The sequence below is a fragment of the Candidatus Cloacimonadaceae bacterium genome (genome assembly GCA_030693415.1).
Classification (GTDB): Bacteria; Cloacimonadota; Cloacimonadia; order Cloacimonadales; family Cloacimonadaceae; genus JAUYAR01.
This window is the reverse complement of sequence record JAUYAR010000182.1, coordinates 15,059-30,131: the sequence shown is the minus strand read 5'-3', so window position 1 is coordinate 30,131 and position 15,073 is coordinate 15,059. Positions and strand designations below refer to the sequence as shown.

The 15,073-nt window shown below is 50.1% G+C and carries 11 protein-coding genes; 6 read left to right on the top strand and 5 right to left on the bottom strand.

Features of this window, described 5'->3' with window-relative positions; translation table 11 throughout:
• Nucleotides 1-55 precede the first annotated feature (55 nt).
• The 3 genes from Q8M98_11855 to Q8M98_11845 are packed head-to-tail and all read left to right on the top strand — an operon-like array spanning nt 56 to nt 3,614.
• Nucleotides 56-406, top strand: a complete 351-nt coding sequence (locus Q8M98_11855; GenBank protein ID MDP3115445.1) for a hypothetical protein — start codon at nt 56-58, stop codon at nt 404-406.
• The gene (locus Q8M98_11850; protein MDP3115444.1) at nt 403-2,589 is read left to right on the top strand and encodes a caspase family protein; all 2,187 of its coding nucleotides are present in this window, start codon (nt 403-405) and stop codon (nt 2,587-2,589) included. The genes Q8M98_11855 and Q8M98_11850 overlap by 4 nt, the downstream gene beginning before the upstream one ends.
• Nucleotides 2,583-3,614, top strand: a complete 1,032-nt coding sequence (locus tag Q8M98_11845; protein MDP3115443.1) for a hypothetical protein — start codon at nt 2,583-2,585, stop codon at nt 3,612-3,614. The genes Q8M98_11850 and Q8M98_11845 overlap by 7 nt, the downstream gene beginning before the upstream one ends.
• 556 nt (nt 3,615-4,170) lie before the next feature.
• On the opposite strand, the gene Q8M98_11840 is transcribed toward Q8M98_11845, so the two are convergent.
• The 5 genes from Q8M98_11840 to Q8M98_11820 form a co-directional block, all read right to left on the bottom strand.
• Complete coding sequence (locus tag Q8M98_11840; GenBank protein MDP3115442.1) at nt 4,171-4,350, bottom strand: hypothetical protein; 180 nt, start codon at nt 4,348-4,350, stop codon at nt 4,171-4,173.
• Between the two features lie 30 nt (nt 4,351-4,380).
• The gene (locus tag Q8M98_11835; GenBank protein MDP3115441.1) at nt 4,381-5,349 is read right to left on the bottom strand and encodes a KpsF/GutQ family sugar-phosphate isomerase; all 969 of its coding nucleotides are present in this window, start codon (nt 5,347-5,349) and stop codon (nt 4,381-4,383) included.
• A 45-nt stretch (nt 5,350-5,394) separates the two neighbouring features.
• Nucleotides 5,395-7,299, bottom strand: coding sequence for a threonine--tRNA ligase (gene thrS / locus Q8M98_11830; GenBank protein MDP3115440.1), 1,905 nt, complete (start codon nt 7,297-7,299; stop codon nt 5,395-5,397).
• 64 nt (nt 7,300-7,363) lie between these two features.
• On the bottom strand, nt 7,364-9,442 hold the full coding sequence (locus Q8M98_11825) for a heavy metal translocating P-type ATPase (GenBank protein ID MDP3115439.1): 2,079 nt from the start codon (nt 9,440-9,442) through the stop codon (nt 7,364-7,366).
• Nucleotides 9,442-9,798, bottom strand: a complete 357-nt coding sequence (locus Q8M98_11820; protein ID MDP3115438.1) for a metalloregulator ArsR/SmtB family transcription factor — start codon at nt 9,796-9,798, stop codon at nt 9,442-9,444. Before Q8M98_11820 ends, Q8M98_11825 begins: the two co-directional genes overlap by 1 nt.
• Before the next feature lie 490 nt (nt 9,799-10,288).
• Here Q8M98_11820 and trxB point away from each other — a divergent pair, with 490 nt between their 5' ends.
• Genes trxB through Q8M98_11805 form a run of 3 tightly spaced genes read left to right on the top strand, consistent with a single transcriptional unit; the run spans nt 10,289 to nt 14,848 of the window.
• Complete coding sequence (trxB, locus tag Q8M98_11815; GenBank protein ID MDP3115437.1) at nt 10,289-11,275, top strand: thioredoxin-disulfide reductase; 987 nt, start codon at nt 10,289-10,291, stop codon at nt 11,273-11,275.
• A complete protein-coding gene (alaS, locus tag Q8M98_11810) occupies nt 11,265-13,868 on the top strand; it encodes an alanine--tRNA ligase (GenBank protein ID MDP3115436.1) in 2,604 nt (867 codons plus the stop codon). Before trxB ends, alaS begins: the two co-directional genes overlap by 11 nt.
• Nucleotides 13,865-14,848 (top strand): glycosyltransferase family 9 protein, encoded by a 984-nt coding sequence (locus Q8M98_11805; protein MDP3115435.1) that lies wholly within the window; start codon nt 13,865-13,867, stop codon nt 14,846-14,848. Before alaS ends, Q8M98_11805 begins: the two co-directional genes overlap by 4 nt.
• Nucleotides 14,849-15,073: the final 225 nt, after the last annotated feature.

Sequence of the window (15,073 nt, the reverse complement as noted above, 5' to 3'; positions counted from 1 at the left end):
AGATAGAGTTCAGGACAGGTAATAAACACTGGAAACTGGTTGTATAAATATGGGTATGAAACATAAACCTGTGCTGCGTGGTGGTTCTTGGAACAACAATGACAACAACTGTCGGGTTGCCAACCGCAACAACAACAATCCCGATAACAGGAACAACAACAACGGCTTTCGGGTCTTCAATGCTATGATGATGCAAAATCATAGACCGCCGGAACTGATAAATGAAAAGATTTTTCAGGTGAGCAAAATGGATAGCCCAGTTTCGTATCCAGGTGCCATGGCATCAAATGATTATATTCAGGTTAGTAGAGCTTCTCAGCTTCGAAAACCGGACATTTTGTTGTTTGACAAGACACAGTGTATCATCTACTTTAGAACGACACAACCATTGGGGAGGACTAAATGAAACGGACAATTACGATTATTTGCCTGGGGATAATTTGCGGAGTCCTTTGGGCAGACCTCAGCTTTGAAACGCTGACGCTAAGTGGGTGGATAAAGACACCGTTTTCATCCACGGCTTTGGAAGCTGAGCGCGCTTACAGAATCAGCGAATATCAAAACCTTGTGAAAGGCGAGTTTGAGACCATTGCTCAATTTGAGCAACGTAAAAAGGATGTAAACGCGCGAGTTGCCGCGATCACCAGAGAGTATGAGCAGAAGATAAATGACGCCCGCGCCGCGCATAATGCCTATATCGCCAAACTGGATCTGCGTATGCGGCAAATCCTTAACCAATCCCGAGAGACCATCCAGATGAAAGGAACCTTGGGAGCTTATGACTCGGAAACGCAGAAATTTAAGGTATCGATCCCCGGCAAGACCTTTGACGTAGTCGTGCCTTTGGACAAGGCGCCCGGCGTAAAGCAAAACTTTGCCAAATACAGCTTGTCCGTCACCCGCCAGCTCAATCAGAACATGGGCTGGGATTATCTGGAAGCCAAGCTGAGCGGCGAAGCGGGCACCTTTGCATCGACGGACAAGGCGCCGGCTCTTGGCGGCTCGACCACAATTATTAGCATCATACCGCCCCGGCTGGAAGCGATCATCTCATTTTCGGAGCCCGGCGGCAACAACATGTTGGACGCAGAAGAGACGGCAACGCTGACGATCAATATCAACAATAGCGGCAAGGGTAGCGCCAATATGGTGGAAGCGATCTTTAACCTGACTGGCAGCAGCGCGGTTTCCTATCCCGGATCGCTGTATTTCGGAGAGGTCAAGGCGGGGCAGACAGTTTCCCAAAGCATCACTCTCAAAGGCGAATCCGGATTAACCGACACTCAAGTGGAACTGCGGATAAGTTTCAGGGAGCAAAACGGCTTTCCGCCGGACGATAAACCCCTTAAATTTAGTACCAAGGCGTTGCTCGCACCGGATATTTACATCGCGGACTCTGGCATCGCGGATCAGAGCAAAAACGGCAAGATCGAACCCGGTGAGCAGGTCGAGGTACGCGCCAGAATCCATAACCGTGGACAGGGCATCGCCAAAGGGGTGAGCGCGGAAGTGAATCTGGGAGAATTGACCTATTTCATGCAAGGCAGCGGCGCTTTGCACAATCTGGGGGACATCCCTTCCGGCGGATATAAGGACATCGTTTTTGACATCATCAGCGCCAAAACCGCCACCAAACTCGAGATCAAGATCAATCTCAACGAAGCGAGGGGCAGATTCAGCAATCTCAACCAGCCGCTCAACCTCGCTTTCAACCGAGCTGAAAAAACCGCCGAAGCGATGATCATCACCGGTAAGCACTCTCAGGCACAAATCCGTGCCGCGCCTTCTCTTTCCATAGACATCGAACAGGGCATTCCCACCTTTGGCAAAGCTAATAAAAACCGCTGGGGCGTGGTGATCGGCATCGAGAATTACCGCAACGCATCTTCGGTTCGTTTTGCCCGCCGAGACGCGGAGTTTATGAAAGAATACTTCAACAAAGTGTTAGGCATCCCCATGGCAAACATCTATGAGAAACTGGACGAGCATGCCACATCGGGCACCTTGAGGGAGATTTTCGACCCCCGCGGCTGGCTGGATAAGAACGCTTCCCACAAGGACTGCGAGATCTTTATCTATTACAGCGGACACGGCGCACCGGACATCAACAGCAAAAAGGCGTATCTGCTGCCTTATGACGGAAATCCAGACTATGCCTCGATTTCCGGCTATGACCTCGAAACTCTTTATGCCAACCTGCAAAACCTGAAAGCGAAACAGATCACCCTCTTTCTGGATTCGTGTTTTTCCGGCGCCAACCGCGAAAACGAGATCATCCTCGCCGGTGCCAGACCGGTCTCTATCAAAACCGAGACCCCCAAAGCAGCGGGTAATCTCAGCGTGTTCGCGGCATCCTCCGGCAGCGAGATTGCATCATCATATTCGGATAAGCTGCATGGCTTGTTTTCCTATTTCCTGATGAAAGGCATGCGCGGCGACGCGGACATCAACATGGACAACAAGATCACCCTGCAGGAACTGAACGAATACCTGATTGAAAACGTGCCCGCCACGGCAAGGCGCATGGGACGCGAACAAAATCCGCAATTGATGAGCGGAGAGCCTGGGAGGGTGCTGATCCAATGGTAAAGAGCAATGTTTTTGGTCATAGCGTTTGGGCGAGCATTCTATTGACGGCATTGATCTTTTCCGCCTGCGCGAAGGACAAAAGCGCGTCCAAGCCCACCGGCAGAGACGCTTCATACCAGGAAATCGAACAAAAGGCGGCAAGCGCGAGTGCAGAATTGGAAGGCAAACAAACCACAAAACCGGCGGTGACGACCCCACCTAAAACAGCTACTCCAGCTCAGAGTCCCACCGCGAACATCAAATCCGCGGACGCCTCCGGGATCGTAGTGGAGATCGATACATTCAGGGTTTTCAACGACGACGTGTCTTTGAAAGAAGCCCGATCCAAGACACTTGATTTTGTGCGCCAGATCGCTCTGCAAAAGGCATTGCCGGTGGACGTCTCGATCACCTCTTTGACCACGGACATGTATGTGGAGCGCAACAAAAACTTTGACGAGAGCACCGCCAGGAGCATCTTTATGATGTCCTCTTCAGCGGGCAGATTTCTGGTAGAAAAAGTTATCTCCGCGCGTCCTGTATTTGATGGGCGAAGCCACAGCCTGCGTTATCATATCCAATACAACGCCACGATTGTGCCGATGGAAAAGACCTACAATTCCCATATATACCTGAATGTGAAACTGAGCAACACCCTGCTGCGGAACAAGGAAGAGTTCGAGCTTTCGATCACTCCCAACACCGACGGCTATCTCTATATCTTCGATTTTCTCTGCGACAACAGCGTGGCAATGGTCTATCCCACCATGCAATACACTTCAAACCGGATCGGCAAAGATCAGACCTGGAGGGAAACCCTGGTGGCGGTGGCGGATCCAAACCGGGATCTGACCATCGAGACGCTATACTTTGTCTTTGCCACGGAGCCGATCTCCGGTTGGGAAGATTTTCGCAGCAACAAAAACGTGGACGATCTGGTCTTTTCCGCCGGGGAAGAGAGCTTTATGCTCTTTCAAAAGTGGTTGGGTAGGGGAGATCCGTCCAAGCGCGTGGAGAAAATGGCACAGCTACATATATTTAAGTGAACGGGTGAGATGCAGAGATGATTTTCACCACAGAGATACGGAGAGATCAGAGAAGAGATTTGAGAGGTGAGAATTGAGTTTAACACAGAGGAAAGCAGAGCAAGAAAAGAGCAAGAAAAGAGCAAGAGCAGAGTGATGAGATGAAGTTCAATCTTGATCAGTCCGCAAAACGGATATGGAATTACCGACGTCCCCGTCGGTTCCAGCGCGGCAGACCCAACAAAAGCAACACAAGATAACTCGAGGTACAGCGAAGGCAAAACCCCGTGAACAATTGATACAAAGACATTTCCGAACCGCGCATGAACCGACGGGGACACGGATATGGAATTACCGACGTCCCCGTCGGTTCCAGCGCGGCAGACCCAACAAAAGCAACACAAGATAACTCGAGGTACAGCGAAGGCGAAACCCCGTGAACAATTGATACAAAGACATTTCCGAACCGCGCATGAACCGACGGGGACGTCGGTAATTCCATATTGATTCCGTAATGCTCTCGGGGAAGGACACGAATTGGACGGTTAAGAGTTTGAAATTAAAGGCAGTTGGATGATTAAGGCAGATTTGGGGAATCGACGCTGTGGGTGTTTGTATCGCCACTGATGGGGCTTGACGTGTTGGAACCGACGGGGACGTCGGTAATTCCATATTCCGTTCTGGTCAAGGTTTGAGCCTTATCTCTTCTCTGATCTCTCTGTTTCTCTGTGGTGAAATCAATCTCTGAATCTCTCATCTTCGCAGCATCGGCATGCTGCGCTACAGGTCAGATCACTCCGGCTTTGATCAGGTCATGCATATGCAGCATTCCGAGAGGGTGTCCCTGCTCATCGAGCACAGGCAGCATTGTGATCTTGAATTCTTCCATAAGGTGGAGGGCGGACATGGCGAGTTCTTCAGGTTTGCTATGTTTGGGATTCGAGCTCATGCAATCGGCAGCTTGAAAATCCAGTAATTTGGCTTGTTTGATTTGAATCTGGCGTCGCAGATCCCCATCGGTGATCATTCCGACGAGCAGGTTATCATCATCGACTACGGCAGTGCAGCCCAACTTTTTGGAGGTCATTTCCAAGATTGCTCCGCTCATTGGCGCGTCATATTTCACGATCGGCAAAGCATCTCCGGTATGCATTAGGTCTTTGACCTTGAGCAGGAGTTTTTTCCCAATCGAGCCGCCGGGATGGAAACGGGCAAAATCTGCGATGCTAAAGTTTTTGTGCTTGAGCAGGGCGATGGAAAAAGCGTCTCCCAAAGCCAAAGCGACTGTGGTACTGGAAGTTGGAACCATGCCGAGGGGCTCGTATTCAGGGGGAACATAGCAATCCAAAACTGCATCCGCCGCCTGAGCGAGCTGAGAATCCGTGTTTCCGGTGAAAGCAATCAGGGGAACACCGATGAACTTGATGAAAGGTATGATTGAAAGAAGTTCCTGGGTGTTGCCGCTGTTTGAGATTGCGATCACGAGATCATTTGTTTGCAGCATACCGAGATCGCCGTGAATTCCCTCCGCGGCATGCAAAAAGATGGAGGTGGTTCCGGTGCTGGCAAGCGTGGCGGAGATTTTTCTGCCAATGATACCGGCTTTGCCGATTCCGGTCAGCACCACCTTACCGCTGCAATTTTTCAACAGCTCAAAGGCAGTATCAAGCGCTTGCGGATCAAGCTGTTCCGCTACTTTGAGGATGGCGTTGGCTTCCAGTGAAAGCTCATGGACGATGTCGTCTTTGATGCTCATTATTCTTCCAAATCGTAGATGCGCACCCCTTTGGGAACGCTTTATTTATTTATGCTCGCGGATCTTGTGCACTGCTTCGTCAAAGCTCATGGAGCCAAGATCGCCGACGGTGTGCTGTCTCACTGTGATGGTTCCGCTTTCTTCTTCTTTTTTGCCGACGATGCACATAAAGGGGAGTTTTTTCATCTCGGCGTCACGAATCTTGTATCCGATCTTTTCGCTGCGGGTATCGATCTCAGCTCTCAGACCGTGTAGCTGGAGTTTCTCCATGAGTCCGGCTGCATATTCGTTCTGAGCGTCGGTGATCGGAATCAGCATCACCTGCACCGGGCAAAGCCACAAGGGTAGATTGCCGGCATGGTATTCAAGCAGAGTGGCAAAGAAACGCTCCACCGAACCCAAAACGGCGCGATGGATCACGAAGGGACAGTGCGTGGTATTGTCGCTGCCGATGTATTGCATGTTAAAGCGCATCGGAAGGTTGAAATCGAACTGGATGGTGGTGCATTGCCAGGCGCGACCGATGGCGTCCTTGATTTTGATATCGATCTTGGGACCGTAGAAAGCGCCGCCGCCTTGGTCAACTGTGTATATAAGTGCGAGCTTATCCAATGAGCTACGCAAGCTCAGGGTTGCTTTGTCCCAATCCTCTTTTGCACCCACAGCCGCGTCCGGCATAGTGCTCAAATAGATCATGAAGTCCTTGAAACCAAAGTGCCGAAGCATGTCCAGAGAGAATACGATCAGCTTTTCCACTTCAGAATCGAGCTGATCGGGAGTGCAGATGATGTGGGCGTCGTCTTGAGTGAATCCCCGCACACGCATCAATCCATGCAAAACGCCGGAACGCTCATACCGATAGACGGTTCCCAATTCCGCCAGCCTCAAAGGTAACTCGCGATAGCTGTGGTGATTGGAATTATAGATGCTGATATGGAAAGGGCAATTCATCGGTTTGATGTAATAATCCTGCCCTTCCACGTCCATCGCTGAATACATGCTTTCCTTGTAGAAACTGAGGTGTCCGCTGGTTTCCCAAAGATTGGCGCGTCCCACGTGTGGGCTATAGACGAGTTTGTAGCCGCGTCTGAGGTGTTCTTCTTTCCAATAGCTTTCGATCAGATGACGGATCATGGCACCGTTTGGATGCCAAAGCACGAGCCCGGGTCCCACTTCGTCGTTGATGGAAAAGAGGTCGAGGTCTTTACCCAGTTTGCGGTGATCGCGCTTTGCCGCTTCTTCCAGAAACTGCAGGTATTCACCAAGCTCTTTGCTGCTGGGGAAAGAGATGCCATAGATGCGTTTGAGCATCTTGTTCTTCTCGTCTCCACGCCAGTAGGCGCCTGAGGTTTTGAGCAATTTGACCGCTTTGATTTTTGCGGTGGAAAGAATGTGCGGTCCGCGGCAGAGATCGATAAAATCGCCCTGCTGATAGGTGCTGATGATATCTGCATCGGGAATCTCGCTGAGGATTTCAAGCTTGTACTTTTCACCCATATTGCCAAAGATATCAATCGCTTCCGCTTTGCTGAGCTCGCGACGAGTATAGGTGAGATCCTGCTTGCTGAGTTCTTTCATGCGTTCTTCGATCAGGCGCAAATCTCCATCGGTAAAGGGTTCGTCGCGATCAAAATCATAATAAAAGCCGTGCTCGATGGCGGGTCCGATGGTCACCAACACATTGGGGAAAAGCTGTTTCACGGCTTGCGCCATGAGGTGCGCGGTGCTGTGCCAGTAAACGTCTTTTCCGGTTTCGGATTTGAAGGTGTGGAGGATCAAATAGGCGTCGGTTTCGATTATATGGTTGATATCAACCAGCTTGCCGTCAACTTCGGCACAGATGGATGCTTCCGCAAGGCGGGGACTGATCTCCTCAGCAACCGCGTAAGCAGAAATGGGTTGTTTATAGCTCTTTTGCGAGCCATCCGGTAAGGTGATAACTATAGACATTTTATCTCCATTAATTTCAAGGACATGAGACGATATCGTCAGAAAGCTGGAAGCAAGCTTTTTGTCAAGCGTGGCGTTTTGCCTTCATCATCCGCATGGAGTTGAAGACCACCAGCAGCGTCACTCCCACGTCCGCGATGATGGCTTCCCAGAGCCCGCTGATACCACTAATTCCCAATGCCATGACCGATGCCTTCACTCCGAGGGCAAAGACGATGTTTTGGATCACGGTGCGGTTGGTCGCATCCGCTAATGTGAAAGCTCCGGCAAGCTGTTCGGGACGGTCGTTGAGGAGCACAACGTCGGCGCTTTCAATGGATGCCTGGTTGCCGATTTTGCCCATGGCGATGCCTACGTCCGCTCTTGCCAAAGTAGGCGCGTCGTTCATGCCGTCGCCCACGTAGGCAAGCTTTCCAGGTTTGCTGCGCATGATCTGTTCGAGCTTTTCGAGTTTCTGAGATGGCAGCAGTTCGGCATAAAAGGCATCGAGACCCACTTCGCGGCTGACGATTTCGGCTTTTTGATGACGATCGCCGGAGAGCATTGCAAAGTGAGTGATTCCTCTGCCACGCAGGGATTGGATCACTTCTTTCATGCCGCGTTTCACTTCGTCCGTAAACGTGATGCAGCCCAAATACACATTGTTTTTCACAGCATGTACAGCACTTGCGGCACCGGTATCGATCACATTGACAAAACCGTATTCGCGGATATAAGCTTCCGATCCGGCAATGAGTAGATCGCTATCATATTGCAGCAGAATACCTTTGCCTGAATATTCCGAATAAGCATTTACCAACGCGGGTGAGTATTCCGCGGAATAGGCGCTTTTGATCGCCAGAGCAAAGGGATGCGAAGAAGTGTATTCAGCGCGGTAGAGCGTGTCGATCAGCTCTTCGGGATTGCTTTCGTCCAAGATCAGCAGCTTGTCGATCTTGAGCTCGCCGGTGGTGAGGGTTCCGGTCTTGTCAAAGACGACGGTGCGGACTTTATTTAGCACGTCCAGATAGTTGCTGCCTTTCAAGATGATACCCCGTTTTGCGGCAATACCGATGCTGATGTAATAGGTGAGCGGGATGGAAATCACCAAAGCGCAGGGACAGGAGACGATCAAAAATACCAGCGAGCGTTTCAACCAGACCTCAGATGAAGCTCCCAACAAAACCGGGATCAAAAATACCAGGAAAGCTCCGAGCACCACTGCTGGAGTATAATATCCGGCAAAGCGGGTGATGAACTTTTCCTGGGGGGATTTCCGTGCGGTGGCGCTTTCGATCAGTTTCAGGATGCGCGAAATAGTGCTTTCCGCTTCCACGCTGCGGACACAGGCTTTGATCAGTCCGCTATTGTTCATGTAGCCGGCATAGATGTCCATGCCTTCGTTCACGTAAAGCGGCTCCGCTTCTCCGGTCAGAGATGAGGTGTCCACTGTCGTTTCGCCTTTGGTGATCACCGCGTCCAAGGGAACTCTTTCACCCGGATAGACGAGGATGATGTCTCCGGTTGCGATCTCCGAGAGCTTGTAATCCTTTATGCCATCTGGGGTTTGCTTGTGTGCGCGTTCCGGTTTCAGGGATAGCATGCTTTTGATTGACGACCGGGAACGCTCTATCGCCCGGTTTTCAAGATACTGCCCGATCTCATATAAAACCATCACCGCCGCGGCTTCGGTGTATTCTCCGAGATAGATTGCACCGATAGTCGCGATGCTCATCAAAAAATGCTCGGAGAAGACCTTTTTCCTCAGCAAACCTTTCAGCGCCACCATCAATACGCGATGAGCGACAAGCAGATAGGCGATGATACCGATGAGTGTTTCCGCCAATGGCGAAAGCGAAACGAAGTGCGCCGCAATGATCATAAACACGCCCAAGCCGATGGGCAGCCAGAAAAACTTGGATTTTCCCTGTGGAACCGCCAAGCCGATCGGGGCAATGCTGACTCCAGCTTCGATGCTATCCGCGATCTGATTTAACCGCTCAAGAGCGTTGTCTATCGATTCATGAAACTGAATAGTGAGTTTTTTATTGAGAAAGTCCAGATTGGCAAAACTGACTTCGGGAAGGGATTTGATCTTGTCTTCGATCTTGGCGCTGCAGCCGGCACAATTGAGATTGCTAATCTCATATTCTTTGATGATCATCAGAATCTCGCTTCGCGGATGTGTTCAAGCGCCACAGCGAAAATAGATTGGACATGCGCGTCGTCCAGAGCGTAATAGATGGTCGTGCCGTCCTTGCGATACTTCACCAAGCGATTCATACGCAGTATCTTGAGCTGGTGCGAAACGGCAGATTGATGCATTTCCACCAAGGTGGAAAGATCCGCTACACAAAGCTCATGTCGGGATAGAAAATAGAGAATCTTCAGCCGGGAACTATCCCCAAATACCTTGAAAAACTCGCTCAAATAGTCTATCGTCTGCCCATCCGGAAGATTGGCTTTGATCTCATTTATCTCGCTATCACCGATCATTTTGCACAGACAGTTCGTCTCCATGGTTACCTCATTAATATGAATATGTGTTCATATATGTATGGGGGCGTTTTCCGTCAAGAACTTTCTCCGGTTCTTGGAGCTTGATTGTCGTTTTGATGAGCTAAACACAGAGGAAAGCGGAGTAAAAGCAGCGCCAGAGCAGAGAGATTCATTTGATGAATTTCACCACAGAGAAACAGAGGGATCAGAGAAGAGAATTGAGAGAAGAGATCTGAGATGAGGTTCAACCTTGACCAGTTCGTAGAACGGATATGGAATTACCGACGTCCCCGTCGGTTCCAGCGCTGCAGCGCCATCTGGGGCGACACACGATAGCTCGGGATGGAGCGAATGCGAAACCCCCTGTATCCAATGGTTGCAAAAACATCTCCAAGCCGCGCATGAACCGACGGGGACGTCGGTAAATCCATATTTCGTGGATTTGTTGAACAGTCTCGATTGTTTGAATTTCACTTGACGATATCCGCTGTGCAAAAACAGAAGTAATGATATGGAAATATATGAAAACAACGAGGCTAAAATGCGTTATGACGTTATAATAATCGGAGCAGGACCTGCCGGATTGAGTGCTGCACTCTACAGTGCGCGTGGCGGATTGAAAACCGGCATATTCGAAAAAGCGATCGTGGGTGGGCAGATCACCGTGACCAACGAAGTGGAAAACTATCCCGGATTTGAGGAACCACTATCCGGATTTGATCTCACGGACAAGATGAGAAGGCAGGCGGAACGCTTTGGCGCGCATTTCATCGACGAAGAAGTTACTGCTATCGGCTTGGAGGGTTTGTGCAAGATCATCGCAACCCACGAAAATAAGTATCGTGCCAAAAGCATCGTCATCTGCACCGGCGCGCATCCACGCCTTTTGAACGTTCCCGGCGAAGAAGCATTCATTGGACGCGGCGTATCCTATTGCGCCACTTGCGATGGAGCACTTTACCGGGATAAGATCGTGGCCGTCATCGGCGGAGGCGATTCCGCAATAGAGGAAGGCATTTTCCTCACCCGTTTTGCCAAAAAAGTATATGTGATCCACCGCCGGGACGAGCTTCGTGCCCAAAAGATCATTCAGGAGCGCGCTTTGAAAAACCCCAAGATTGAGTTTATCTGGGACAGCGTCCTCCAGGAGATCAGAGGAGAAAAAACGGTGCAGGAGCTGGAAATCTATAATCTCAAGAAGGAGGAGATTTCGCTAATCAAAGTTGATGGAGTTTTCATCTACGTCGGCATTCTTCCCAATAACGATCTGCTTGAATCCAGAATTAATCTGGATAGCTCCGGTTTCGTTCTCACCGACGAATTTATGCAAACCAACGTTCCAGGTATTTATGCCGCGGGGGACATCCGTCACACGGTTCTCAGGCAGGTTGTGACCGCCGCTTCCGATGGAGCAATCGCTGCCTGGAGCGCGGAAAAATGGATAATCGAACATTTTGACACAGTCGAAGGCAACGAGGTGATCGCAAGTGTCGAGTAGCAAGGATATCAGACAGCAGTTCATCGATTTCTTCAAAAGCAAGGGACACAACGAAGTTCCTTCTTCTCCGGTGGTTCCGAGCGACGACCCCACCCTGCTTTTTGCAAACGCGGGGATGAACCAGTTTAAAAACATCTTTTTGGGCATCAAAGAAGCCGAAGTCAAAAGAGCGGTAAACAGCCAAAAGTGCATTCGCGCCGGCGGTAAACACAACGACCTTGAGGAAGTGGGCAAGGACGGATATCATCACACATTCTTCGAAATGTTGGGAAACTGGTCTTTCGGCGACTATTACAAAAAAGAAGCGATCGTCTGGGCTTGGGAACTCTTGACCGATCTGTGGAGATTGCCCAAAGACAAGCTCCATGCCACTGTGCATCATACGGATAGCGAAGCTTATGACTTATGGAAAGAGCTCACGGATATCAAGCACGATCACATCAGCTATCACGGCGATAAGGACAATTTCTGGGAAATGGGCGAAACGGGACCCTGCGGTCCCTGTTCGGAGATCCATTTCGATAAGGGTGAGGAGCATTGTGATAGACAAAATGAAGCCGACCATATCTGTGAAGTGAATGGCAATTGCTCCCGCTACATAGAGTTATGGAATCTGGTGTTTATTCAATACAAGCGTGAGGAAAATCGCGAGCTCACTCCTCTGAAAGACCGTTTCGTGGATACCGGCGCCGGCTTGGAACGCATCGCACAAGTCTTGCAACACAAAAACAGCAACTATGAAACCGATCTTTTCGTGCCGATCATCGAACAAATCGCGAAACTGAGCGGCGTCCAATACATCCCCGAAAGCGGAATCTCACATCGCGTGGTGGCAGACCATATCCGTTGTCTGTGTTTCGCGCTTGCCGATGGTGGTTTCCCTTCCAACGAGGGGCGCGGCTACGTGCTCCGCAGAATTCTTCGCCGGGCTGCGCGTCACGGGAGATTACTCGGATTCCGTGAACCCTTCCTTTACCATTTGGTGGACAGCGTGATCGGGATCATGGGACACCATTTTTATGAGCTCAAGGGCAAGGACGAATATATCAAAATGGTCATCAGAGCGGAAGAAGAACGCTTCAATCATACTCTGGATACCGGTTTGGAGCGCTTTGCCGATATTTGTGCGCGGCTTGAAACAACCACGATCTCTGGTAAAGACGCTTTCATGCTCTATGACACATTCGGTTTTCCGTTGGATTTGACGCTCATTTTAGCAGAAGAAAAGGGGCTCGGAGTCGATACCTCCGGTTTTGATAACCAGATGGAAAGCCAAAAGGAACGCGCCCGAAAGGCTTCCAAGTTTTCCCTGCAAAACGAAGATATAGACTGGATCGAACTGAAGCAAGCGACGCCAACGGAGTTTACCGGCTACGATTCCACGGAAACTGAAAGCTACGTGCAAAGATACTATCTTGATGCCGATCAACAAGTTGGCTTGCAGTTGGACAGAACTCCATTCTTTGCGGAATCCGGAGGTCAGCTTGCCGATACGGGAAGGATATTCAACGCCGGTTTTGAAGCGGAAATCACCGATGTGCGCAAAGCCGAAGACGCCTATATTCACATTGGCAGGCTCGTGAGAGGCTTCATAAACAACCAGCCGGTGATTGCAAAAATCGACGATCAACGCCGCAAGGACATCAAACGCAACCACACCGCCACCCACCTTTTGCACAAAGCCCTGAAAAGCGTTTTGGGCGAACATGTTCAACAAAAAGGCTCACTCGTGGCGCCGGGTTATCTAAGATTTGATTTCACCCACGTCAAAGCCTTGTCCAAAGATGAGATAGACCGCATCGAAAGCACTGTCAATCTCGCCATTTTGGATAACCTTCCGCTAAATGTCAGAGTCCTTCCCATCGCGGAAGCCCGTTTGGAAGGTGCGGTCGCTCTATTTGGAGAAAAATACGGAGACCAAGTTCGCGTGGTATCGATAGAAGACTTTTCCAAAGAACTCTGTGGGGGAACGCATGTCCAATCCAGCGGCGAGATCGGGCTTTTCAAGATCATCGGCGAATCCTCTTCCGCAGCCGGAATTCGCAGAATCGAAGCGATCACCGGACGCGCTGCGCTTGCTTTCGTGGAAGATTTGCAGAATAGAATTACCAGCATCGCCAACACATTGCACTGTCCGGAATACATGATCGACACCAAGCTGGAATCTCTGCAAAAACAAATCCGTGAAATGGAAGTTTTGGCAAAACAATATAGCGCCAAACAAGCCGGATCGTTAGTGGACGAACTGTTGGACAAAGCCGTTTTCATAGACGGTTATCGTCTCATCAACCGCGAAGTGCAAGTGCGGGATGCCGAACAATTGCGCCAACTTGGCGACGCCATTCGGGACAAAGCCAAAGACATTGTCGCCGTGCTGTTTAGCAGGTCCGGAGAAAAGTTGAATATCCTCACCGTACTCGGAGCTGAAATGACCTCGCGTTTGCACGCCGGAAAGATCGCTGCACAAGTGGCTTTACTCGTGGGTGGAAAAGGCGGCGGCAGGCCGGATTCCGCCATGGCGGGAGGTAAGGATATCGACAGGATACCCCATGCCCTTGCAACTGTCCCGGACATCATCAAGTCCATGCTATGAAAATACTTATCATCAGGTTGAGCTCAATGGGGGACATTATCCTCACGCAGCCTGTGATCTCACTACTTTTTGAGGCATATCCAGATTCCGAGATCCACTATATCTGCAAAGCACAATTTGCGGAACTGGTGCGATGTCTGGACAAACGGATCTCGGTGCTCGTTTATGAAAAGAGCATCCGCTGGCATAAACTGCTGACACACAGCCGATATGACCTCGTCCTCGATCTGCATGCTAAGCTTGCCTCATGGTTGATCAAAAACCTTGTAAATGCAAATATCAAAAGAGTTTACGACAAACAACGCGGCATTCGGAAAGCCATCGTTTCCGGAGCCCGCGATCTCGCGATCGAATCGACCACGCGGCTCTACTTTTCCGCTTTGAGAGGTATCGTTTCCGAGGATCAAATAATGAGCGTTTCTTCCCCACGGATCGGGCTTCCGGAGCAAACGAGCAATCTTGATTTACTGCCGGATTTCGCAACTGGTAAAACGACGATCGCCATATTTCCCGGAGCCGCCCATCCCACCAAGATCTACCCGTTGCGATATTTGGACGAGATGATCAAAATGACCGGTCGGGATTACCGATTCCTGTTGTTCGGCTCCAAACAGGAAAACCACCTGTGCTTGAGACTTGCGGATTCGAATCCCGAAACCGCAATCAATCTTTGCGGTGCTCTTTCTTTTTCTGAATTGAACCGCGTGCTGGCACGATGCGATCTTGTTATCAGCGGAGACAGCGGTCCGATGCATCTTGCCGCGGCGCTGAACAAGAAACAGATCGCCATCTTTGGATCCACTCATCCCCGCTTGGGCTTCGCACCCCAAAACGAAAACGCGATTCTGCTCTGTCTCGATCTTCCATGTCAGCCATGTTCATTGCACGGCGTAAAGCGCTGCCCTCTTGGGCATTTTGATTGCATGATGAAAATCAAGCCGGATGTAATATATCAGATAATCCAGAAAGCTATAGGCTGATTTCTGCTTATACTCAAAAGACATCCATAACGAACTTACTACCAACCAGAAAGCTATAAACGGCTTTTGGGCTGGTAGTTGGTGAGAAACTGCGGACAAGAACCGACGGAGACGTCGGTAGTTCCATAATCCGATCGCCAAGAGTTACTTTTATTACTTGGTTCTCTATTATATATATATAAGAATTAGCTTAGGGGTTAATAATAGGAAATCAGGTAACTAAAG